The organism is Acidithiobacillus ferrooxidans ATCC 23270 (assembly GCF_000021485.1).
In the GTDB taxonomy this organism is placed as follows: domain Bacteria; phylum Pseudomonadota; class Gammaproteobacteria; order Acidithiobacillales; family Acidithiobacillaceae; genus Acidithiobacillus; species Acidithiobacillus ferrooxidans.
In genome coordinates, this window is the sequence record NC_011761.1 from 233,939 (window position 1) to 255,978 (window position 22,040).

At 60.8% G+C, this 22,040-nt stretch carries 28 protein-coding genes; 9 read left to right on the top strand and 19 right to left on the bottom strand.

Annotated elements, in window-relative coordinates:
• The first annotated feature begins 149 nt into the window (after positions 1-149).
• Positions 150-716, top strand: a complete 567-nt coding sequence (locus tag AFE_RS01215; protein ID WP_009567390.1) for an acyloxyacyl hydrolase — start codon at positions 150-152, stop codon at positions 714-716.
• Between the two features lie 46 nt (positions 717-762).
• On the opposite strand, the gene bioB is transcribed toward AFE_RS01215, so the two are convergent.
• From bioB to AFE_RS01240, 5 genes are read right to left on the bottom strand one after another with little or no spacing between them, the layout of a single operon-like run.
• Positions 763-1,713 carry a biotin synthase BioB gene (gene bioB / locus AFE_RS01220; protein ID WP_012536051.1) on the bottom strand — a complete coding sequence of 317 codons (951 nt, stop codon included), beginning with the start codon at positions 1,711-1,713 and terminating at the stop codon, positions 763-765.
• Entirely contained in the window at positions 1,710-2,060 is a 351-nt protein-coding gene (locus AFE_RS01225) for a DUF167 domain-containing protein (protein WP_009566572.1), read from the bottom strand. The genes bioB and AFE_RS01225 overlap by 4 nt, the downstream gene beginning before the upstream one ends.
• A 24-nt stretch (positions 2,061-2,084) precedes the next feature.
• Entirely contained in the window at positions 2,085-2,363 is a 279-nt protein-coding gene (locus AFE_RS01230; protein ID WP_009566573.1) for a YggT family protein, read from the bottom strand.
• A complete protein-coding gene (gene proC / locus AFE_RS01235; protein WP_009566574.1) occupies positions 2,360-3,187 on the bottom strand; it encodes a pyrroline-5-carboxylate reductase in 828 nt (275 codons plus the stop codon). The genes AFE_RS01230 and proC overlap by 4 nt, the downstream gene beginning before the upstream one ends.
• The gene (locus AFE_RS01240) at positions 3,184-3,852 is read right to left on the bottom strand and encodes a YggS family pyridoxal phosphate-dependent enzyme (protein WP_009566576.1); all 669 of its coding nucleotides are present in this window, start codon (positions 3,850-3,852) and stop codon (positions 3,184-3,186) included. The genes proC and AFE_RS01240 overlap by 4 nt, the downstream gene beginning before the upstream one ends.
• Before the next feature lie 101 nt (positions 3,853-3,953).
• Here AFE_RS01240 and AFE_RS01245 point away from each other — a divergent pair, with 101 nt between their 5' ends.
• Genes AFE_RS01245 through AFE_RS01255 form a run of 3 tightly spaced genes read left to right on the top strand, consistent with a single transcriptional unit; the run spans position 3,954 to position 7,297 of the window.
• The gene (locus AFE_RS01245; protein WP_012536052.1) at positions 3,954-5,003 is read left to right on the top strand and encodes a type IV pilus twitching motility protein PilT; all 1,050 of its coding nucleotides are present in this window, start codon (positions 3,954-3,956) and stop codon (positions 5,001-5,003) included.
• A gap of 9 nt (positions 5,004-5,012) precedes the next feature.
• Entirely contained in the window at positions 5,013-6,143 is a 1,131-nt protein-coding gene (locus AFE_RS01250) for a PilT/PilU family type 4a pilus ATPase (protein WP_012536053.1), read from the top strand.
• Between the two features lie 5 nt (positions 6,144-6,148).
• The gene (locus AFE_RS01255; protein ID WP_012536054.1) at positions 6,149-7,297 is read left to right on the top strand and encodes a glycosyltransferase; all 1,149 of its coding nucleotides are present in this window, start codon (positions 6,149-6,151) and stop codon (positions 7,295-7,297) included.
• Positions 7,298-7,356: 59 nt separating this feature from the next.
• Here AFE_RS01255 and AFE_RS01260 read toward each other — a convergent pair whose 3' ends face one another.
• From AFE_RS01260 to trmB, 5 genes are all read right to left on the bottom strand, one after another.
• Positions 7,357-8,484 (bottom strand): NAD(P)/FAD-dependent oxidoreductase, encoded by a 1,128-nt coding sequence (locus tag AFE_RS01260; RefSeq protein WP_009565299.1) that lies wholly within the window; start codon positions 8,482-8,484, stop codon positions 7,357-7,359.
• Between the two features lie 124 nt (positions 8,485-8,608).
• Positions 8,609-9,226, bottom strand: coding sequence for a hypothetical protein (locus AFE_RS01265; protein ID WP_009565300.1), 618 nt, complete (start codon positions 9,224-9,226; stop codon positions 8,609-8,611).
• 12 nt (positions 9,227-9,238) lie between these two features.
• Positions 9,239-9,928, bottom strand: a complete 690-nt coding sequence (sdo, locus tag AFE_RS01270) for a sulfur dioxygenase subunit alpha Sdo (RefSeq protein WP_009565301.1) — start codon at positions 9,926-9,928, stop codon at positions 9,239-9,241.
• 140 nt (positions 9,929-10,068) lie between these two features.
• Positions 10,069-10,734: a Crp/Fnr family transcriptional regulator gene (locus tag AFE_RS01275; protein ID WP_215905594.1), complete on the bottom strand. Its 666-nt coding sequence runs from the start codon at positions 10,732-10,734 to the stop codon at positions 10,069-10,071.
• Positions 10,735-10,766: 32 nt separating this feature from the next.
• The gene (gene trmB, locus AFE_RS01280) at positions 10,767-11,459 is read right to left on the bottom strand and encodes a tRNA (guanosine(46)-N7)-methyltransferase TrmB (protein ID WP_009565303.1); all 693 of its coding nucleotides are present in this window, start codon (positions 11,457-11,459) and stop codon (positions 10,767-10,769) included.
• 37 nt (positions 11,460-11,496) lie between these two features.
• Here trmB and purE point away from each other — a divergent pair, with 37 nt between their 5' ends.
• Both purE and AFE_RS01290 read left to right on the top strand, forming a co-directional pair.
• Entirely contained in the window at positions 11,497-11,994 is a 498-nt protein-coding gene (gene purE / locus AFE_RS01285; protein WP_009565304.1) for a 5-(carboxyamino)imidazole ribonucleotide mutase, read from the top strand.
• A complete protein-coding gene (locus AFE_RS01290) occupies positions 11,991-13,124 on the top strand; it encodes a 5-(carboxyamino)imidazole ribonucleotide synthase (protein WP_012536056.1) in 1,134 nt (377 codons plus the stop codon). The genes purE and AFE_RS01290 overlap by 4 nt, the downstream gene beginning before the upstream one ends.
• A 33-nt stretch (positions 13,125-13,157) precedes the next feature.
• On the opposite strand, the gene AFE_RS01295 is transcribed toward AFE_RS01290, so the two are convergent.
• Genes AFE_RS01295 through smpB form a run of 4 tightly spaced genes read right to left on the bottom strand, consistent with a single transcriptional unit; the run spans position 13,158 to position 16,399 of the window.
• Positions 13,158-13,670: a disulfide bond formation protein B gene (locus AFE_RS01295; RefSeq protein ID WP_225487402.1), complete on the bottom strand. Its 513-nt coding sequence runs from the start codon at positions 13,668-13,670 to the stop codon at positions 13,158-13,160.
• Positions 13,667-14,278, bottom strand: a complete 612-nt coding sequence (locus AFE_RS01300; protein ID WP_009560677.1) for a thioredoxin fold domain-containing protein — start codon at positions 14,276-14,278, stop codon at positions 13,667-13,669. Before AFE_RS01300 ends, AFE_RS01295 begins: the two co-directional genes overlap by 4 nt.
• Positions 14,275-15,945 (bottom strand): ArnT family glycosyltransferase, encoded by a 1,671-nt coding sequence (locus tag AFE_RS01305; protein WP_012536058.1) that lies wholly within the window; start codon positions 15,943-15,945, stop codon positions 14,275-14,277. Before AFE_RS01305 ends, AFE_RS01300 begins: the two co-directional genes overlap by 4 nt.
• On the bottom strand, positions 15,938-16,399 hold the full coding sequence (gene smpB, locus AFE_RS01310; RefSeq protein ID WP_012536059.1) for an SsrA-binding protein SmpB: 462 nt from the start codon (positions 16,397-16,399) through the stop codon (positions 15,938-15,940). The genes AFE_RS01305 and smpB overlap by 8 nt, the downstream gene beginning before the upstream one ends.
• A gap of 127 nt (positions 16,400-16,526) precedes the next feature.
• Here smpB and AFE_RS01315 point away from each other — a divergent pair, with 127 nt between their 5' ends.
• Positions 16,527-17,696 carry a phospholipase D-like domain-containing protein gene (locus AFE_RS01315; protein WP_012536060.1) on the top strand — a complete coding sequence of 390 codons (1,170 nt, stop codon included), beginning with the start codon at positions 16,527-16,529 and terminating at the stop codon, positions 17,694-17,696.
• A gap of 9 nt (positions 17,697-17,705) precedes the next feature.
• Positions 17,706-18,191: a type II toxin-antitoxin system RatA family toxin gene (locus AFE_RS01320; RefSeq protein ID WP_012536061.1), complete on the top strand. Its 486-nt coding sequence runs from the start codon at positions 17,706-17,708 to the stop codon at positions 18,189-18,191.
• Here the strand turns inward: AFE_RS01320 and AFE_RS01325 are convergent.
• Positions 18,188-18,535, bottom strand: a complete 348-nt coding sequence (locus tag AFE_RS01325) for an outer membrane protein assembly factor BamE (RefSeq protein ID WP_009567211.1) — start codon at positions 18,533-18,535, stop codon at positions 18,188-18,190. The two genes, AFE_RS01320 and AFE_RS01325, sit on opposite strands and share 4 nt — an antisense overlap.
• Positions 18,536-18,601: 66 nt before the next feature.
• On the opposite strand from AFE_RS01325, the gene fur reads away from it, so the two are divergent.
• Positions 18,602-19,078: a ferric iron uptake transcriptional regulator gene (gene fur, locus AFE_RS01330; RefSeq protein WP_012536062.1), complete on the top strand. Its 477-nt coding sequence runs from the start codon at positions 18,602-18,604 to the stop codon at positions 19,076-19,078.
• Here fur and proB read toward each other — a convergent pair.
• Genes proB through rplU form a run of 4 tightly spaced genes read right to left on the bottom strand, consistent with a single transcriptional unit; the run spans position 19,075 to position 21,965 of the window.
• Positions 19,075-20,205, bottom strand: a complete 1,131-nt coding sequence (gene proB, locus AFE_RS01335) for a glutamate 5-kinase (RefSeq protein WP_012536063.1) — start codon at positions 20,203-20,205, stop codon at positions 19,075-19,077. The two genes, fur and proB, sit on opposite strands and share 4 nt — an antisense overlap.
• Positions 20,202-21,326, bottom strand: a complete 1,125-nt coding sequence (cgtA, locus tag AFE_RS01340; protein ID WP_012536064.1) for an Obg family GTPase CgtA — start codon at positions 21,324-21,326, stop codon at positions 20,202-20,204. Before cgtA ends, proB begins: the two co-directional genes overlap by 4 nt.
• 55 nt (positions 21,327-21,381) lie before the next feature.
• Positions 21,382-21,642, bottom strand: coding sequence for a 50S ribosomal protein L27 (gene rpmA, locus AFE_RS01345; RefSeq protein ID WP_009565803.1), 261 nt, complete (start codon positions 21,640-21,642; stop codon positions 21,382-21,384).
• A gap of 11 nt (positions 21,643-21,653) precedes the next feature.
• Positions 21,654-21,965: a 50S ribosomal protein L21 gene (gene rplU / locus AFE_RS01350; protein WP_009565805.1), complete on the bottom strand. Its 312-nt coding sequence runs from the start codon at positions 21,963-21,965 to the stop codon at positions 21,654-21,656.
• Positions 21,966-22,040: the final 75 nt, after the last annotated feature.

Here is a 22,040-nt window from a genome sequence, read left to right on the forward strand (position 1 = left end):
GTTTTGCGCAGAGCATATGCGCGGCTCAGGTCCATCAGGGTTTTTTGACATGCGCGCTGAGCGAACGCATACTGACCGTTCGGTTGATACCATAACGCAAACGATTCCCGTCGGCAAGGCGGCCGACACATCTTTACTAAGGAGCAGTCATGAAGGACGGTAATGGAATCCTGGCGAGGATCCTGGGGGTGACGGCATTGGGTCTGCTGGCAGCCAGGCCAGCCTGGGCGGAGGGCGCGGGGTTGCATGTGATCCAGGGCGGCCCTGCGTATTTCAACGCCGGTATCGGTGCCTTTAACGCGGCTGGCGTCGAGCCCGGTCCCGGACATCGGGGTAATGCAACCCTTCCGGAGATCGATCTGGAATACCAGTCTGCCTCCAAGTTGTTCGGCATCGGCGCGCTATGGGGTATCGTCGCCAATACCAACGGCGGTTTCATGGGCTACACCGGCTTTTACTCGGATATCGCCTGGGATCACTGGGTACTGACGCCGGTGCTCGGCATGGGCGGATATAATCAGGGGCGTGGCAAATATCTGGACGGCACCTTCCAGTTTCGTCTGGAGTTGAGTCTGGCCTATCAGTTTGCCGATCAGTCGCGGTTGGGGATCAAGATCGCCCACATTTCCAATGCATATATCGCCAACGAGGATCCCGGCGAGGATGAGGTGCTGCTGACTTACGCCATCCCCCTGTCTTTTGGTGACCACTCCTGATGTACACCGGGGCCGGCCCGTCCGGCTGGCCCCTTGTCGCCGATCGTCAGTCCGCGCTGCGGTGCAGGCCCAGTCGGTTGAACAGGGCCTGGTCATGCCCTGTGCTGGCATTCCCTGTCGTCAGCAGGCGATCCCCAAGAAAAATGCTGTTGGCACCGGCCAGGAAGGCGAGTGCCTGTAATTCGTCGCTCATGGCTTCGCGCCCTGCCGAAAGCCGTACGTAGGCCTTGGGGAAGAGGATTCTGGTGACCGCGACGGTGCGCACGAATTCGAAGCCGTCAATGGGCTCCGCAGCCTCCAGCGGGGTGCCGGGAATGGGCACCAGGGCGTTGATGGGGATACTCTCCGGAGCCTGAGGCAACTGCGCGAGCACCTGCAGCATCCGCGCCCGGTCCCGGCGGGATTCTCCCATACCGAGGATGCCGCCGCTGCAAATCCGGATACCGGCGTCACGCACCGCCTCCAGGGTGTCGAGGCGGTCCTGATAACTGCGGGTGTGGATGACCTCACCATAAAACTCGGGGGAGGTATCGAGATTGTGGTTGTAGTAGTCGAGGCCAGCATGCTGTAGGCGTTCCGCCTGCCCCGGTTTGAGCATCCCCAGCGTCACGCAGCTTTCCAGGCCATACTCTTTGACCACGCCGATCATAGCGGCTACTTTTTCGATATCCCGGTCGTGGGGCGAGCGCCAGGCAGCCCCCATGCACAGGCGTTGGGCCCCATTGGCTTTGGCCTCGCGCGCGGCGGCACGCACCTGTTCAAGATCCATCAGCGGTTCGGCCTGGAGGGCCGTCTGGTGATGGACGCTCTGGGAGCAGTAGCCACAATCCTCGGGGCAACCGCCGGTCTTGATGGAGAGGAGGGTGGAGCACTGGATGGCGTTTGGGTCAAAGTGTAGCCGATGCACCTGTTGCGCCGCATAAATCAGATCGTTGAATGGGCGGGCATAGATTTCGAGGATGGCATCGAGAGTCTGCAGTGCTGTGCTGTTGTTCATCGGTCTTCCCTGTCGAGAGCAGGTGAGTGGGCGGATTCGGCATATTTTGCGAGTTGAGTCTGAACGTGTGTGGACGCTGCGCTAATCCTGAGCACTTTGTCCCGCGCGCTCTCCCCCTGCACCAAAGTGATCTGCTGTCTTTTCAGGCGCAGGGTAGCACAGAGCAAAGCCGAAAGGGCAGCATTGGCAGCGCCATCCACGGGCCGGGCACGCAGGCGAATTTTGAGGGCATCGCCGTGGCATCCGCCGATGGCATCGGTCTTGGCACCCGGCTGTACATGGATGCGTACATACAGGTCGTCACCGTCTGCCCGCAGATATGGGGGGCGTGTTTCTGAGGAGGTCATGTGCTGCAGTCCGTCGTAAAGGGCTTACCCGCCCAGATTGAGGATGGCATGAACCAGCAGCCCCCTGAGCACTTCGATGATCAACAGGGCTGCCAGCGGACTGAGGTCGAATCCGCCGATGGGCGGGATGATCCGCTGCAGGGGATAGAGAATGGGTCCGGTAAGCCGGTCCAGAAACTGCATGACCGGATTGCGTGGATCGGGCTGTACCCAGGACAATATGGCACGGATGAGAATTGCCCAGAACAGCAGGGTCAGAATGAGACTGGTAAGGCGTGCCGCCATGATACTCAGTTCGGTCATGGTATATCCTTTTCCGGGCTGCCCAGAGCGCGGCTGCGCTCCGCCGCGGCGGCCAGGGCCCGCTGCGCCAGTGGCCGCAGGTGCTCTTCCCAGACCGCCAAACCCGCCGCCGTGGTGCCACCCGGACTGGTGACCTGATGGCGTAACGCGGTCGGACTGAGGGTGCTGGCGGCCGCCATCTGTGCGGTGCCGAGCACCGTCTGCAGGGCGAGGGCGCGCGCAGTGGCACGGTCCAGGCCCTGCAGCACGGCGGCATCTTCAAGGGCTTCCAGGAACAGCAGGACATAGGCAGGGCCGCTTCCGGATAGTGCCGTAACAGCGTCCATCAGCGATTCATCGCTCAGCCAGTAAATCTCGCCCACGGCGGACATGATAAACCCGGCAGTCTGGCGTTGCGCGGCGCTCACCGAATCGCGGGCATACAGGGCCGTCGCTCCGGCACCGACTTGTGCCGGGGTGTTGGGCATACCGCGCACGATGGCGCTCCCGGGGTTCAGTTCGGCGGCAATGCGTGCGCTGTCGATGCCGGCAGCCACAGAGAGGAAGAGCACCCCGGCATCGGCGAAGGCCTGTCGCCACAGCGCAAGCACCGCGGATATCTGCTTTGGTTTGGCTGCGTAGATGACCACGCTGTTGGCAGGCAGACTTTGAGCCGTTGCCGCCAGACTGCGGATGCCGAACTCTTCGGCAAGTGCGTCACGGTGTGCACTGCTGGGGGCATGAACCTGAATCTGCTCGCCTGCAATGCCCTGACGTCGCAGACCGGCGATGAGGGCGCGAGCCATATTGCCGGCACCAATGAAGACAATATTCTGGGGTATCATAAGGGCTCCTGGGCACGGGCTCCGAAGAGGATGGTACCAAGACGGATTTCTGTGGCACCCTGCTGCAGGGCCTGGAGGTAATCCGCCGAAGTGCCCATGGAGAGGGTATCCAGATCGGCATGGACCTGGGTCTGCCGCAGCGCGAGAAAAAGTTCTGCCATCCGGCGGAAGTCGGCCTCTGCCAGCTCCGGTTGCGGGTGGACCAGGGCCATCAGACCGCGGAGCCGTAAATGGGACAACCGGGAAATGACGAGGGCCAATTCCGGAACGTCTTCTGGCGCGCAGCCGCCCTTGGTTTCCTCCCCACTGATGGCGACTTCGATCAGCACATTCAACGGCTCCATGCCGGCGCGGGCGGCATGGAGCCGTTCCGCGATGAGTGGGCGGTCCACACTTTCTACCCAGTCGAAATGCCGGGCCAGTAGTGCGGTCTTGTTGCGCTGGATGCGACCTATGAAATGCCAGATGATGCCATCCAGATCTCTCAGTGCCGTCTGTTTGTCCAGGGCCTCCTGCAGGAAGTTTTCGCCGAAGTGGCGAAGTCCGAGCGCATAGGCGTCACGCAGTGTCGCCGCCGTAACGTGCTTGCTGGCCGCCAGCAGGCACTGCGGCGGGTGATCGGCAATCTCCCCTTGCACATGGGCTAGGCGTTCAGCGATGGACATCGGTCTCCGGCAGACGTGGGCGAAATGGTCAAGGTCGACTATAGTAACGCCCAATAGCCTTTGGCCCCAAATCATGGGGCGTTCTTGTCGGGAGCCGCACGATGGATATCTCAGAACTGCTCGCCTTCGCGGTGAAAAACAACGCGTCGGACACCCATATCTCGGCAGGTCTGGCGCCGATGCTGCGGATCAATGGCGACATCCGTCCGCTGAATGTGGAGGCGCAGGACAGCAAAACCGTACACAGCATGATTTACGACATCATGAACGATTTCCAGCGGAAGGGGTATGAGGAGAACCTGGAAATCGACTTTGCCTATGAACTGCCGGGTGTGGCGCGTTTTCGGGTTAACGCCTTCAACCAGGACCGCGGACCGGCTGCGGCGTTCCGGACGATTCCTGCGAGTGTGCTGACACTGGAAGACCTCAATGCGCCCGGTTCTTTCAAGGAGATCATCAACGTGCCGCGCGGACTGGTATTGGTCACGGGGCCGACCGGATCGGGTAAGTCAACGACGCTGGCAGCGATGGTGGATCATATCAATGCGAATCGCGCCGACCACATCATTACCATTGAAGATCCCATCGAATTTCTGCACACCCCCAAGAAGTGCCTGATCAACCAGCGCGAGGTGGGTGCCAGCACCCACTCCTTTGAAAACGCCCTGCGCTCGGCTTTACGTGAAGATCCCGATATCATTCTGGTGGGCGAGCTACGTGATCTGGAGACCATGCGCCTGGCGCTGACCGCGGCAGAGACCGGCCATATCGTGTTTGCGACGCTGCATACCAGTTCCGCACCAAAAACCATCGACCGTATTGTCGATTCCTTTCCCGGGGGGGAAAAGGATATGGTCCGCGCCATGCTGTCCGAATCCCTGCGCGCGGTCATTTCCCAGACTCTGCTCAAAACGGCCGACGGCAAGGGAAGGGTGGCCGCGCACGAAATCATGATCGCCACCCCGGCTATCCGCAACCTGATTCGTGAGAACAAGGTCGCGCAGATGTACTCGGTGATCCAGACCGGGCAAAATCAGGGTATGCAAACCCTGGACCAGTGTCTTGCCGATCTGGTGCGTGCCCACAAGGTGACTCACGAAGATGCGCTGCGCCGGGTACAGAACAAAGACAGCTTCATGAACGTGGCCTGAGGATAATTTATGTCTGTGCTGGATGACCTGCTGGTCCTGATGGTGGAAAAAAACGGCTCGGATCTGTACCTCACCGTGGGCTCGCCACCGGTCATGAAAGTCGACGGACGGACGGTTCCGCTGGGGACAGAAATGCTGAAACCGGGTCAGGTGCTGAATCTGGCCAAGGAAATTCTGGGGATGGAGCGCTTGCAGGAGTTCCAGCACGAGAAAGAAATCAACATGGCCATTTCCGTGCCCGGGGTGGGGCGTTTCCGGGTCAACGGGTTTTTCCAGCGTGGTGAACTGAGCTTTGTCCTGCGCGCCATCAAGACCCAGATTCCCAGCCTGGAGCAGCTCAGGCTGCCGCCGATACTGAAAGATCTGGCCATGACGTCGCGGGGGCTGGTGCTCTTCGTCGGTTCTACCGGTTCCGGGAAAAGCACCTCTCTGGCGTCGATGGTCCAGTATCGCAACCAGAACGCGGCGGGTCATATCCTCACCATCGAGGATCCGATCGAATTTCTGCACCGGAATGCGAAGTCCATCGTCAATCAGCGCGAAGTGGGCATCGATACCCTGAATTATGAGCGGGCGTTGGAGAATGCATTGCGGGAAGCACCGGATGTCATCCTGATCGGCGAAGTGCGCAGCCGGGACACCATGGATCATGCCATCGCTTATGCCGAAACTGGGCACCTGTGTATGTCCACCCTCCATGCGAACAATGCCAATCAGGCCATTGAACGGATCATCAATTTTTTCCCGGAAGACCGTAAAAAACAGTTGCTGATGGACCTTTCGCTCAATTTGCGCGCCGTGGTCTCACAGCGCCTGTTGCCGGTCAAGGGGCAGAGCGGACGAATCGCTGCAATGGAGGTGCTGATCAACACTCCGGCCATTGCCGATCTGATCTACAAGGGTGAAGTGGGCCTGCTGAAGGACGCCATGTCGCGAACGAACGACGTCGGTATGCAGACGTTTGATCAGAGCCTGTTGCAGTTGTTTATGGATGGACTGGTGGAATATGACGATGCCCTGCGCGCGGCCGATTCGCAGAACGATCTGCGCCTCGCCATCAAACAGGCGTGTATGCGTTCGGGCATGGCAGATCCCGGGGCCGCCACCTCTGCGGAAGGGCAGTGGCGTATTCAGTCTTGAGCGACATGTGGCTGTTACCGGCCGCGTGGGCCGTTCTGGCGGCCTGGCTGGTGCTGTTCCTCGGGCGGGGCGCTTTCTGGCGGGCAGATCAGCGTCTTCCACCCCGCGAAAGCAACCCACGGCGAAGCTGGCCGGAAGTCACCGCCGTAGTGCCTGCGCGTAATGAGGCAGAGGGTATTGGTGCCTGCGTAACGGCCCTGCTGAGGCAGGATTACCCCGGCGTCTTGCGGGTCATCGTGGTGGATGACCAGAGTACGGATGGCACTGCAAAGTGCGCACGGGAGGCGGCGCGGCAGATGGATGCCTCCTCCCGTCTGGAGGTGCTGACCGGCACGCCGCTGCCGGAAAACTGGGCGGGTAAGGTCTGGGCCATGGACCAGGGGGTGACCGCGGCCGGCCGGGTGCCGCTTCTCTGGTTCACCGACGGTGACATCGTGCATGGGCCGGATGTCCTGCAGCGCCTCGTCACCCGGATAGAGGATCGGGACCTGTCATTGGTCTCGCTGATGGTGATGCTCTCCTGCCGCGGTTTTTGGGAACGTCTTCTGATCCCGCCCTTCATCTTCTTCTTCCAGATGCTGTACCCCTTTCCCTGGGTCAACGACCCACACCGTACTCTGGCCGGTGCGGCGGGGGGGTGCATGCTGCTGCGTCGGGAGGCGCTCGAAAAGGCCGGCGGGTTCGCCGCCATGCGTGCCGCACGCATAGATGACTGCACGCTGGCAGCGTTACTGAAGCCCCATGGCGCGATCTGGCTGGGTTTAGGGACGGAGAGCCATAGTCTGCGGGATTACCGCCAACTGGGCGAAATATGGCGGATGGTAGCACGTTCCGCCTACGTGCAATTGCGGTTCAGCCCCTGGCGGCTGCTCGGAGCGACGTTGGTGATGGCTTTTCTCTATGCCGGGCCGGTAGGGGGGCTGCTGTATGGACTTTGGACCGAAAATGTCTGGCTGGCGATACCCGCGTTGCTCGCCGGTCTGCTGATGCTGACGGCCTATGTGCCCACTTTGCGGCTTTACTCGCTGAACCCCCTCCGGGCGTTCAGTCTGCCCATTGCGGCTCTGTTCTATACACTCATGACGCTGGATTCCGCCCGCCGTCATTACGGCGGCCGGGGCGGAGCGTGGAAAGGGCGGCATTATAGTGCATAGTGCGCCCAGACAGGAGCGCTGAACCCCCGCCGCGCCTCGTCGGGGCCGCATTGCGCTTCTCAGCGGTAATGCAACAGATAACGCCACTCAAAGGCGACCTTGGCCGCATGCCAGAGCGAGTTTGGCAGGATGCTGGCATGATTGGGGCTGCGATAGACCATGATGCCGCTGTCCAAGGTGTCGACAATGCAGATCAACTCGCTGCGGAAGGTATTGTCTGCCGCCTTCCCCTGCAGATGCAGGAGCAGGTTATGCACGGCGGTCCCGGCCTGCAGGTCCGCCATGTGGCCCTGCTTGGGTAGCCAGTCCGGGCTGCCCGCGTAGGACCCCCCGTCACCAATGACAAAGACGCCCGGATGGTCGGGGACGGTGCAGTGCAGGTCGGACTGAAAAAAGCCACCGGCAGAGAGGGGCAAACCGCTGTCGGCTGCCCAGTCCGGGCCGGTCATGCCGGGCATGAACAGGATCAGGTCCGCGGCAATGTCGCCGCCTTCGGTCATCACTTTGTTTACCGAGAACCCACTGATTTTATGACCAAGATGGGTGCGAATATCGCGCCGCTGCATTTCCGCGAGCAGTCCTTCCACCGCCTTCGGACCCAGTCGATTACCCGGTTCGGTCATCGGATTGAAAAATACCAATTCGATTTGCCCGCGCTTATCGATCTGACGAAGGTAAGTGTCGATTCCAAAGAGCAGTTCAAAGACCGGACCACCGCGTACGGCGGTCGGCTCCAGGGGATTGCCGGCGAAACCGAAGGCAATGGTGCCTTTGTCCATCAGCGCCAAGCGGTCTCGGATGTTTTCGGCGGCATCGATACCGTCGCAGATGGCGAAACTGTGTTCGATGCCCGGCAGCTTACGAATACCGCGACCGCCGCTGGCAATGATGAGCGCGTCGTTCCGCACTTCACCCTGGTCGGTGATGACGGTACGGCCGCCATCGCGCAGGCCAGTGACGCGACCCTGATGAAACTGCACTCGTCGGCGCTGAAAGAAACGGTCCAGGGGAATCCGCAGATTCTCGCCTTGCCGCAGCCCGGTGGGAATCCAGATCAGGCTGGGGTAGTAAACGAACTCCGCCCTGGGTGCGATGACGGTGATTTCCGCGTCGGGCATCCGGCGACGCAGGTGGCGGACGGCCGTCAAGCCACCAAAGCCTGCGCCGATAATGGTCACTTGGGTCATATGCTATTCCTCAGTAGCAGAAAACGTGGAAGGAAGCCGCAATCGGCCCCGTTCACACAGTATACTGCATCCGCGTGGCAGAGCGCCCCGCAGGCCGGACGCCGTTGCTCCTCCGGCAGACGGCTCAACCCCCCAGTACACGCTGATAGTTGTCTGGTAAGGGGCTGACCTCCTGGGCCTGGGCAAAGCCGCGTTGCACGAAGAGGTTGATGACGGCGCCGTGGGCCTGAATGAGGATCACCACGTTCGGATCCTCGCTGGTCTCTTCCACAAGAACCCCATTGGGTACCAGGGTTACTTCCATTCGCACTTTTTCGCGCTGCGCGAAAATTTCTGGAAATGCTGGATCCCAGAAGCGCAATCCAAAGTTTTCTTCCAACCGGTGGTGCATGGCTGGAACATGGTCATGTAGCAGGCCGACGATCTCCGGGTTGGCGGAGGTCGTCAGCGAACGTATGCCATCGGGAAGCCGGGTCAATTCACGCTGAATCTGGTCGTGATGGCGAAGCAGGGTATGAAAGACCTCCTGATCGTGCTGGTGACGTGCCCTTTTGTCCGTGTCCCCGGTGCCCGCCAGCATCCGCTGTTCCATAGATTCCTCGTCGGCCAGGCTCATGCCGGCAGGCCGCATGCCCGGCTCATTCCCGAAACGAATGCCGCCCTGCCCGCGTCCCTGACCTCCGCCGCCGCCACCTCGTCTCATGCCTGTCAGCACTCCTTGCACGGTATTTTGTTTGCTCATCTTAAGTACTCCTCATACGCTGAGCGCTCCACAGCGCTGGTTGGCGGGCACGGCAACATGAATTTTCTTCGGTTCTGACAAGTGGAGTTCCGCCATGATGGCGATGAACTCCTCCCGGCTTTTACCCGCCAGGCGACGGTTCATGCGCTTTTCCTCGCCGATGCAACTGACGTGGCGACCGGCATAGTCGTGGCCCGGGTAGACCAGCGTCTCGTCGCGCAGTGTGAAGATCTTCCCGGTGATGCTGTCATAGAGCGCCCCCGCATCGCCACCCTGAAAATCCGTGCGGCCACAGCCCCCGATCAAGAGTGCGTCGCCCGTGAAAACCCGGTCGCGCCAACGGTAACTTACGCATCCCGGAGTATGGCCGGGCGTGCTAATGACCCGTATGACGTCATCACCCAGCACGATAAAATCGTCATCATCCACTAGTACGTCCGCACAGGGCGCGGCGGCCCCGCGGCTGATCACGACCTGCGCACCGGTGCGCGCACGCAGTGCGCCGGCGCCGGTAACGTGGTCGGCGTGGACATGGGTATCGAGCACGTATGCAAGTCGCATGGATTCCCGATCCAGTATGCGCAGTACCTCATCGACGGTTTCCAGAACAGGGTCGATAACCACGGCCTCGTGCCAGGTCGGGTCGCCCAGGATGTAGGTGTAGGTGCTGGTTTCGGTTTCAAGAAGCTGTCTGAAAAGCATGATATCACCCCTTGTCGGCAATGGTGTCGGAGCACCATCCTGTGTTCTGAGATGCCCATACGCCCACCATAAGGTGTAGAAAGAGTGTCTGCATTGACAATTATCAAAGTTGACCGATTTGGTTAACTAACAGCGGAGGTTCAGGCGCGGGTGCCGTCGCTGCTGGCGTACAGGAATAGGTTTTGGGGATCGGGAATCTCGATTTGCCCCTTGTGTTCGTGGAGCAGCCTGTGGCGTTTCAGGTCCGCCATGATGCGGCTGACGTGCTCGGTGGAAAGGCCGAGAAACTCCCCCAGGTCCTGACGAGTGAGGGGGAAAGGCGCCGCGCGTTGTTGCGGGTAGGCGCCGACCCATTGGCAGAGGAATGTGGCCAGCCGGGCATCGGCCTTTTTGGCACCCAGTTCGACGATGCGGTCCTCGGCTTCCTGCAGTGCCTGCTGCCAGCGCGCGAAAATGGCTTCACGCACCGCTGGGAGACGCTGGGAAAGCGCATCCAGTGCCCTCAGTTCCAGGCGGCAGAGATCGGTGCCGGTCAAGGTAATGGCACTATGACGATGCCGATCGGTGCGCAATCCTTCAAAACCCAGGAGGTCGCCGTGGTGGAGCAGGCGAACGATCTGAGCGTGACCATTGGGCAGACTCTTGACCAGCTTGATGCCGCCCTGACGAAGCGTATAGGCATATTGCGCAGGATCGCCCTCGTGATAGATCGTCGTTCCCGCCGGGACGTGGATATCCTGGACGTCCATACCGAGTTCGCAGACTTCTTCCCTGCTCAACCCGGCAAATATGCTTTGTCCGCGCATGAGGCAATGCACACAGTCGGAGTGCCTGGCAGTCACGGGATGCGTCGATAGCAGAGGTCATAAACCGCATGCCCCAGTCGTTGCCCGCGCCGCTCAAATCGGGTCAGGATGCGGTTGTCGGGGCGGAAGACATAGCCATTGTCGGCATCTGCATTTTGCAGGCCCGGGGTGGCGTTGAGCACTGTGAGCATCTGCCCAGCATAATCCGCCCAGTCCGTGGCCAGTTGCAGTTCGCCTCCGGGCTGCAGCAGGCGGCACAACACTGCAGCAAAATCCGGCTGGATAAGGCGGCGTTTTTGTTGCCGTTTTTTAGGCCACGGATCAGGAAACTGAATGATGATGCAGCGCAGAATAGCGTCCGGCAGAGTCTTCAGCCAAGTGACGGCATCGTCGTGGACGATCCGGACGTTGTCGGTTCCGGCCTCCACCAGTTGCAGCAGCAGGGACCCCACGCCGGGTGTATGCACCTCGATGCCGATGCAGCCCCAAGTCGGCCGTTGCGCGGCGATGGCGGCCAAGTGCTCACCGTTACCAAAGCCTATTTCCAGCATAAGTGGTCTTTGGTTATTCCAGGGATCCCGCCATTCGGCATGGGCATCTATCTGTCGGGCCGGCAAATATTCCGCAACAGCCCGTGTCTGGGCAGCGGTGATGCGGCCCTGGCGCAGGACGAAACTGCGGATGGCCCGATGGCTGGTCTTGAGCGCTTCTTCCATGACAGGCATTATAACTCGTTTGGGGTCAGGGCGTAGAGGGGCAGGTATGGAACAATCGGTAGTGGGTGTGGTGATGGGCAGCGAAAGTGACTGGGAAGTGATGCGTGCCGCGGTGGAACATCTGCAGGCGTTGGCCATTCCCTGCGAACAGCGTGTCGTATCCGCACACCGCACGCCGGACCTCCTTTTTGACTATGCGGCTGGTGCCGCGCCACGGGGGCTGCGATGTATCATTGCCGGCGCTGGCGGCGCTGCGCACCTGCCCGGCATGCTGGCGGCCAAGACCATCGTGCCGGTGCTGGGCGTGCCGGTGCCCTCCCGGCATCTGCAAGGCCTGGATTCTCTATTGTCTATCGTGCAGATGCCAAAGGGGGTGCCGGTGGCCACCTTTGCCATCGGCGCAGCGGGTGCTGCCAATGCTGCCCTCTTTGCTGCCGCGATGCTGGCTGGTGCCGATGCGGCGCTGGCCCGGCGCCTGTTGGATTTTCGCGCGCGCCAAGAGACTGCAGTGATGGCCATGACCTTGCCGGAGACCGGCCTTTGATCCTGCCCGGCGCTACTCTCGGTGTGCTCGGCGGCGGACAACTCGGTCAGATGTTTGCCCTCGCCGCCCGGCGCGTCGGTTACGGCGTATGGGTACTGGACCCCGATCCGGATTGTCCCGCCGCCGCGGTGGCAGACCGCCATCTCTGCGCGGCGTATGACGATATCCACGCATTACGGGAGTTGACGGCTACCTGTGCGGCGGTTACTACGGAATTCGAGAATGTTCCGCTGGCGGCCTTGGAGCGTGTCGCCCGGGAGGTACCGATGCATCCCGGCGTCGGGGCGGTGGCCATTGCCCAGGATCGGGCACGGGAAAAGGCCTTTTTCCGCGACCTGAATCTGGCTGTTGCGCCTTTCGCAGTGCTGCGCAGCGCCGCCGACCTGGCAACGGCAGCGGCGGCGGTGCCCTTTCCGGCCATTCTCAAGACGGCGCGTCTCGGTTATGACGGCAAGGGGCAGATCGATGTGGCTTCCGCAGCAGACCTGGCTGCCGCCTGGATATCACTGGGGGAGAAGGAAGCGGTGCTGGAAGGGCGCGTCGCGCTGGCTCAGGAGCTTTCCATCATTCTGGCACGCACTATCGATGGCATGATGGTGTTCTACCCGGTGGCCGAAAATATCCATTACCGGGGCGTTCTCGACCTCAGCATCGTACCCGCCCGTGCCGTCGAGCCGCTGCAGGAGCAGGCGCGAAACAGCGCCGCACGGATTGCCGGGGCGCTGGATTATGTCGGCGTGTTGGCGGTCGAATTTTTTGTGGATGGCGCCGGTCAACTGTTGGTGAACGAGATGGCGCCCCGTCCTCACAACAGTGGTCACTTTACCGTGGACGCCTGTGTGCACAGTCAGTTCGATCAGCAGGTGCGGACCCTCTGCGGTCTGCCACTCGGGGATACCCGCCTGATCAGCCCTGTGGTGATGATGAACTTGCTGGGCGATCTCTGGGATAGGGGTAGCCCGGACTGGGAGGCGCTGCTGCGCCATCCCCAGCTCAAGCCCCACCTGTACGGGAAAAAGGAGGCCAGACCGCGGCGGAAAATGGGGCATGTGAACGCGCTCGCCCTGGACACGGGTCGGGCGCTTGACGTACTGGAAACCTTGCGTCGTGACTGGCGATGGCCAAACTGAAGAAGGCGGAAACCCTGTTTTTGCGGTCGAGGCCTAACGCCTGTCCTGCCGTCCGGAAAGCCATTGGGCAAGCCACAGCAGTACGGCGCAGGTGAGGAAAAAGACCAGACTCCAGTGCGTAACGGGCCATCCCGCCAGGGTGCGGGCTCCGGCGGCGGCGCAGGAGCCCTGTCCCGAGAAGACCGAGGCTGCCTCTTTGCCCCAAGGTCCGAAACTGCCCCCACTCGGGAAGATATCCACTGCTGTGCATGCCTCTGGTGCGTGGCTTGCGATCGCGCTGAGATGCCATTGCCACCCGGCAAGCCCTGCGCCCGCCAGGGCATAGACACTGGCCAGCATCCACAATCCGCGCCGTGCCGCACCCGCCCAGAAAAATCCCATCACGACGATGAGCAGCACGGCGACATTGGCTAGGCGCTGATACACACAGAGACTGCACGGTTCATAGCCCCGTGCGAATTGCAGCCAGAGGACCAGGACAAAGGCACCGGCCGCTGCGCTCGCCACTAGCACCGCGATCAGGCCGGATAGCCTCGCTGGGCTCAAGAAGCGTCGAGTAGGTCTTTCCATTGTGCGTTATCGGGCGGGCCTAAGAGGTAATGGATTTTTTTGCCCCGCTGGTAGACCAGAAAAGGCACCGCGGCACCTTCCATCCCAAAAAGTTCGGATTCCTTGCCATCGAGACGGGACTGGTTGAATTGAAGCTGGTTCAGCACATTGGCGACCACTGCGGCGTCGGCAGGCTTGATGCCACCTTCCGGACCGTTTGGGGTCATGGCAAAACCTTTTTCCGTCCGCCGGAGGGCGGCCAGGGGTTTGGGTGCCGCGAGAATGGCTGCAGCCTTGCCCTTGCTGCTGGGCGACAGGAAACCGACGATGACGAAGCGCACGCGCAATTGTCCACCATCGATGGGATTTTGTAGCCAGACATAAGTCTGATGGCAATAGGGACAGTTGGGATCCAGAAAATCATAGAGGATGGGCCCCTTGCTGCCTTCTTCGATGTAGCGGGTGTGGCTCAGGGCTTGCCAGTAGTCGAGATCATGATCGGTGGCCGCTGTCGCCCCCTGGGCGATGCCGACGCTCGTGGTCAGGATGACTCCGCCAATCGCCAGCGAACGAGCCAGGGTCTGAACTGCGTGAACAATCGTCATGATCCGTTTTTCTCCAGAGATATGGGGGACTCGATGCGCAACAGGGCGATATGCTGCCGGCTATAGAGTTCATAACCCGAGTAGAGTTCCTGTACATGCAACGCTCCGGGTAGGCCTGTCCGCAGGGCCGGTACATCGCGGGTCGGCAGGGCGAGATAGGCGGTGCCGTGGCCATCGGCAACGACGCGCCGGATCTCCTGCGGGTTTTTCAACTGATGCACGCGCATGGCGCCACGCCCGGCATAAAAGAGAAAACTGGGCTCAAACCACTGCCAGGTCGCGATGGCGTAGGGCCGTGCGCCCACACTGGCGCGGATCATGCGGCCCATGGTCACCGAGGGTTTCAAGGCATCCAGGGCGGGCATGGCCAGCAATACCAGGCAGGCTGTGAGGGCTACCGCGCCTGCTCCGAGACTGCTGATGACCGGCAGCAGCAGGCCTCGCCAAGCGAAAAACAGGCCGAGCATTGCCGCGGCGATATAGGGCAGGCCCAGATAGGCCATGCCGCCCAGGGGCGGAATTTTTTCCGGTACCAGCCAGGCCCCCAGGGCCGTCAGGACGAAGCCCACCAGCAATAAAGCCACGAGGGACAGGATGACACCGCGGCGACCGAGGGGCTCCGTCCCGTTCAACGCCCGGTAAAGGCGCGCCGCAATGAGGACAAAGAGGGGGGGGTAGGCCTCCCAGACGTAATTGGGGAGCTTGGTGGCGCCGAGGCTGAAAAAGGCAACCCAGACAACGACCCAGACCAGCATGAAGGTATCAGCGGGTGCCTGTTGCAGCAGCGTGGTCCGTCGCTGCCAGATTTCCGCAATGGTCTGCGGCAGAAAAATCGTCCAGGGCAGCAGCGCCAACGCCATGGTGAAAAGATAATAGTAAATCGGACCCCAATGCCCCTGCATGGCGGCGGCGTAGCGATCGATGTTCTGCTGATCAATGAACAGGCGATCCCAGGCCCAATGGGTCTCCATACCCACCGCCAGATACCAGGGCAGGGTGACGACCAAAAACAGTGGTATACCCCACGCCAGGCGGCCGCGGCGCCAAAGATCCGGCAGCTCCCGGCGCAGCAGCAGGAAAACCACAATGACAAGGCCGGGCAGGAGGAAGCCTATGGGGCCTTTGGCCAGGGTCGCCAACCCCATCGCTGCGTAGGCGATCAGATAGTCGCGCTCCGCTTTTTCCGGGTAAAGATAACCCCGCAGGTAGGAAACCAGTGCGATAGTGACAAAGAGAATCAACAGAGGATCCGGCACTGCGGCCCGGAAGATGATCTGGCTATGGAGGGCTGTGGCAGCCAGTAGTCCGGCCAGCAGCGCAGTCTGCTCCCCATAGGGGCGACGCAAGGCCAGCGCCAGATAGAATACCAGCAGCGCCCCCATGGCCACCGAGCCGATACGCAGGCCCCAACTGTTCATTCCCAGCACGTGTACCCCGGCCCACATCAACCAGTAATTGAGGATGGGCTTGTCGGGACGCAGTGCTGCGTTGAATGTGGGGACCACCAGGTTGTGATGCACCATCATTTCTTTCAGAGCCTGGGCATTATTGGGCTCATCGATGTCCCAGAGGCTGGAATTTCCGGTATGAAAGGCCAACAGCCAGAAGGCAAAAAGGAACAGAATCAGCGCCTGAAAGAGAAAAGTCCCTTGACGCCGTTCAGACATCCCGCGCCCCGCCCTTCATGATGCGCGCCTTGTCCCGCTGCCATTCCCGGTCTTTGACCGTGGCACGTTTGTCGTGCTCCTGTTTGCCCTTCACCAGTGCGATTTCCACTTTGGCACGGCCTTGCTTCCAGTACATGGCCAGGGGCACGATCGTAAAGCCCTTGCGCTCGACACTACCGATCATGCGATTGATCTGTTCCCTGTGCATCAGCAGCTTGCGGGTGCGTGTCGGGTCAGGGTTTATATGGGTGCTGGCGGTAGGCAGTGGACTGATGTGCGCGCCCAGCAACCAGAGTTCCGCATTTTTGACGATGATATAACTGTCTTTGAGAGTGAGCCGGTTGGCACGCAGCGACTTCACCTCCCAGCCCTGTAAGACCATGCCGGCTTCAAAGCGCTCTTCAATAAAGTATTCATGTTTCGCCTCGCGATTGAGGGCGATGGTGCTGCTCATCCTGCACCTCCCGTGCCGGCCAGTCGCGTATTGTACGGGAAAAGGCCAGTGCGCAGAAAGGTGGCATTGACTTTGTCGCTGTTCCTGTGGAAGGTAACCAGCATGCACCATAGCGGAGCCTGAAGACGTGCCGAAGCTGTTGCCCGACCATTTCGCGGCGCATCGCCAAAGACGCTGGGAGCCCATTCCCGAAGCCGTGCTGCTGAGCGAGATGCCGGCTATCGCCGAATGGCTGGAGCAGCGCCTGCGCGACGCGCACAACGAGATTCTCTTTGAGAACTATATTTTTGCCGGAGGCGACTGGCCCCGGCGTGTCGTGCGTATCCTCTGTGACAAGGCGGCGGCTGGGGTGGAGGTCTATATCACCCTGGACGCTCTGGGCAGCCGCAGCTTTCCGGGTGCCTGGGCGGCTGAGTTGCGCGCCGCCGGTGCCCGGTTACACTGGTACCATCACCTGCAAACCAAAGGGCTGGAAAAAAGGCTGCGACGCAGCCACCGACGCATCATCGTGGTGGATGGTGAGTGGGCTGCGGTCGGTGGTTTTGCGATTGCGGATGACTGGCTCACCGGCGTTCCCGGCACCGTGCCTTATCGTGAGATGCTCTTTGCCTGTCGTGGCCACCTGGCGGAACAAGGCCGCCAGGTTTTTTTTCGTCATCGCCCCGAGTCGCTTCCGTCGCCGGGCACGGCGGCATCCTTCCCCTCCGATACCTTGTGGTGGGGTTTCGGCCGTTTCGTAGAGGGGGCGCCGCCGAAAAATCTGGCGGTGCGTCGCCGTCTGCTCGCCGCCATCCGTGCGGCGCATCGCAGTATCTGGATCGCTACTCCCTATTTCAATCCCGATCCTATCGTCCTGCGGGCGGTGTATCATGCCGTTCAACGGGGCGTCGACGTCAGGCTTCTGCTCGCCGGTAGAATCACCGATCATCCGCTTTTGCGATTCGGGATTCAGGCGTACTATCAAAAGCTGATGCGCAGAGGGGTGCATATATACGAATATGAGGGTGCCTTTCTGCATGCGAAATATCTGTTGGTGGATGATTCCTGGGCATCCATCGGCTCCGCGAATCTCGATTTTCTGAGCCTGTGGTTCAACCATGAACTGAACCTGGAGCTGCGTGCTCCCCTCGCGGCGCTGTTGCTGCATACCCTGTTTTTACGTGAGTTCGCCCAGGCGCGGAACATCGACCCGGAGCCCTGGCGCAAACGGCCCCGCTGGCGGCGGGTCGTGGAATGGTTTTTGGTACGGATAGACCGATGGGTGCAGGCGCATGCGCTGGGGCAGCGCCGATATTGAGAGGATTTCATGCATCATATTTGTAAGACCGCCGTGCTGCCTTACAGTGCGGCGCAGATTTTTGCCCTGATAGAGGATATCCGCGCTTATCCGCAATTTTTACCCTGGTGTGGGCGAACCCGGATCATCCAGTCGAAAGAGGATGAAGTGGTTGCCGAGATCACCATCTCCCACGGCGCTTTTGGCAAATCCTTCACCACCAAAAATCGTTATCAGCGGCCCAAGATGGCGGAGGTGCGGCTGGTCAATGGTCCCTTCCGCTTTCTGGAAGGGCTCTGGCAACTGGAACTGGACGCCAGGGGCACCAAAGTAACCCTGGATATGCGTTTCGAGTTCGCGTCCCGGTTGCTGGGCGCATTTCTGGAACCCATATTCAAGCAGGCGGCGGAAACCATGGTGCAACGCTTCGCTCAACGTGCGCGGGCCGTATATGGCCCGCCGCGCGCGTTGGAGGCACAGGAATCTGGGGACGTCCCCCACTCCGGCCACCCCTAAGACGCAGTGGCCGCTGTCGTCGGCGTGGTGCTCCGTACGTCTCCCTGCACGCCGGTCAGCTTGTCGTCCTTGTCAAAAAGCACCAGAACCTTGCGGACCTCCGTATTGCCATAGGCCGGCTTGAAGCTGTAGGCATACACCCACTGATGGGGATGCCAAGGGTTCTGCAGGAGTGGCGAGCCAAGGATGGCGCGCACCTGCAGCTTATCCATACCCGGGTGCAGTTCAGCCAGCTCCTTGGCGGTGATGACATTGCCCTGTTGCACATCGACGCGGTAAATACTGCAGGCGCCAAGCGGCAGGGCACAGAAAGTAAGCAAAATAATCAGGCGGAAGCTTCTCATGGTCCTTGTCTTGGGCGTCAGGTGCAACTATCCTAAACCATTACGCATGGCCATTGCTACGAGCGAATGATCGACGAACGAATGAACAGCGATGAATTGAAGCGCGCCGGCCTCAAGGCGACCCTGCCGCGGCTGAAGATACTTCGCATTTTTGAGGACAGCGACGCACGGCATCTTACTGCCGAGGAAATCTACCGGCTGTTGCTGGAGACCGGTGAAGAAGTGGGCCTGGCGACAGTCTATCGAGTGCTTACGCAGTTTGAAATGGCCGGATTGGTGCGAAGGCACCACTTTGAGGGCGATAAGGCGGTCTTTGAGCTCAATGAAACCGGCCACCACGATCATATGGTGTGTACTGCCTGTGGTAAGGTACTGGAGTTTTTCGATGAGATGCTGGAGGCCCGGCAGCGGGAACTCGCTGCGAACCGGGGCTTCTTTATCAGCGACCACAGCCTCTATCTCTATGGCACCTGTCTTGGCATGCAGGACGTGGGGATTTGTTCACTAAGGGACGACGATGCACCCGGAGCCAGCACGGATTAGCCGTGGTCGCTGCTGAGCACCAGGTTGTCACGGTGGATGATCTCGAACTCGTCCACATCGCCGAACAATGCGCAGAGTGCCTTGCTGCCCTTACCTAGCCGCAGCAGGACTTCATGCTGCGCGAAGTTCACCAGGCCACGCGCGACCTCATGACCTTCCGGGTCCACACAGCGCACCAGGTCGCCGCGTTGGAAATCGCCCTCGCTGGCAGTAATACCGACCGGAAGCAGACTGCTGCCCTTTTCCCGGAGTACCCGCACGGCGCCCGCGTCCAGATGGAGTGTCCCGGACGGGCGCAACTGCCCTGCCAGCCAGCGCTTGCGCGCGGCCAGTTTGGCAACGCCCGGACGAAAATACGTCCCCACCTCTTCCCCGGACCAGATGCGTAACAGGATGTTGTCGGCGCTGCCCGGGGCGATAAGGGTGGCGGCGCCCGACTGGGCGGCACGGCTGGCCGCCCGCACCTTGGTGATCATGCCTCCGCTCCCCAGCATTGTCCCGGCACCACCAGCCATCCGTAGCAGTTCCGGGTCTCCGGCCTGTACTTCCGAAAGCAGGCCGGCATGGGGGTCGTGGCGCGGGTCCCTGTCATAAAGCCCGGCCTGATCGGTGAGTATCACCAGTAGGTCGGCTTCCAGCAGATTAGCGACCATGGCCGCCAGGGTGTCATTATCGCCAAAGCGGATCTCGGCGCTGGCAATGGCGTCATTTTCATTGATAATGGGGACTACACCCATCTCCAGCAAGATGCGCAGGGTGGAGCGGGCGTTGAGGTAACGCTGACGATCCTGCAAATCTTCATGGGTCAGCAGGACTTGGCTGCCATGCACGTTGCCCCGGCGCAGAAAATCTTCATAAACCTGAATGAGCGCAGCCTGGCCGACGCTGGCAGCCGCTTGGAGTTGGTGGAGTGACGTAGGGCGAGTCGACCAGCCGAGGCGCTCCATGCCGGCAGCTACCGCGCCCGAAGAAACCAGCACCAGTTCAATGCCATGCCGTCGCAGCACCAGTATTTGCGTAACCCAGGCCTCGATGGCGGCGAGATCAAGGCCCTGACCGTTATTGGTGAGCAGGCTGCTGCCGATTTTTATGACCCAGCGTTGCGCAGTTTTGAGGTCGCGACTCACACCTGCTCCTCCTCCCAGTCGGCATCGAGATCGTCGCCCTCCCAGTTTTCAAGGCGCTCGCCTGCATCGCTTTCGTCACCCCAGTCCTCTGTCTGCGTAGGGTCAGCGGCCGGAGGAAGGTCGGGAAGGGCCTGCCAGATGGCATACACCAAAGCCTCACACCCGGCGCCGCTGGCCGCCGAGATCAGAAAGGCGGGGCTCTCCCATTGCAGGGCCGTGCAAATCTGTTGAAACCTTGCCTCGGCTTCTTCGCCCGGAAGGAGGTCTGACTTGTTGACCACCAACCAGCGGGGACGCGCGGCCAGGGTTGGGCTGTAGGCGGCCAGCTCCATCTCCAGTGCGCGGATATTCATCGCCGGATCGCTCCCGTCAACGGGGGCCATGTCTACCAGATGCAGGAGCAGGCGGGTGCGACTCAGGTGCTTGAGAAAGCGGGTGCCCAGTCCTGCACCTTCAGAGGCACCCGGAATGAGGCCGGGAATATCGGCAAGCACAAAGGACTCGTGCGCTGCGACGCGCACGACGCCGAGATTGGGGTACAAGGTAGTGAAGGGGTAGTCCGCCACTTTGGGGCGGGCGGCACTGACGGCACGGATCAGGGTGCTTTTGCCGGCATTGGGCAGCCCCAGCAGGCCGACGTCGGCAAGCAGGCGCAACTCCAGGCGCAGATCCCGTTCCTCACCCGCGCCGCCTTTCTCAAACTGACGAGGGGCGCGATTGGTACTCGATTTATAGAACAGATTACCGTGCCCCCCGCGGCCGCTCCGGGCGATCAACAGCCGTTCGCCTTCGAATCGCAGGTCACCGAGCAATTCATGGGTGTCGTCGTCATACACCAGGGTGCCGACCGGGACTTTGATCTCCAGGTCGTGACCGGCGCGGCCCGTCATTTGGCGCCCGGCGCCGCCGTGACCATTTTCGGCGCGATAGCGGCGCTGGTAACGAAAATCGATGAGCGTGTTGAGGCTGGCCTGGGCCACCAGATAAACACTGCCGCCGCGTCCGCCATCACCGCCATCGGGGCCGCCAAAAGGAATAAATTTCTCGCGGCGAAAGCTCACCGCGCCGTGGCCACCGTTGCCGGACGCCACATGAATGCGTACTTCATCAATAAATTTCATAGAAAAACCCCGCACCCGCAAAAACGGGGCGGGGTCCCTCCGGGCGGCAGCCTGATCAGGCTGCCGAAACGACGCTGACGGTGCGTACCTGGCGCGGACCTTTGCGCTCGAACTTCACGACACCTTCGGCGGTGGCAAAGAGGGTATGGTCTTTGCCGATGCCGACGTTGGCGCCCGGATAAAACTGGGTGCCACGCTGACGAATGATGATGTTGCCGCTGATGACCTCCTGTCCGGCGTAGCGCTTGACGCCCAGACGCTTGGACTCGGAATCGCGACCGTTACGGGAGGAACCGCCAGCCTTCTTATGTGCCATGATTGTGCTCCTTAGGCTTCAATGCCGGTAATGCGGACTTCGGTAAAGTACTGACGATGGCCCTGCTGCTTACGGTAGTGCTTGCGCCGACGCATCTTGAAAATATGTACCTTTTTCGCGCGGCCCTGGCTGAGTACGGTGGCTTTCACCGCGGCGCCTTCCACCAGAGGTCGGCCGACCTGGACATCATCACCAACGCCGACCATGAGCACACGGTCCAGTGCGAGTTCGGCACCGGGCTCCATTTCCATTCTTTCGAGCCGGAGCTTGTCGCCCACTGTCACCCGATACTGCTTGCCACCATTTTCAATGACCGCGTACATCACAGACCTCCAACAAGGGTTTCGCCGGGACTGCCCGGAAAAGCTCGCTAAGATACCGTTATTACGGTATTAACG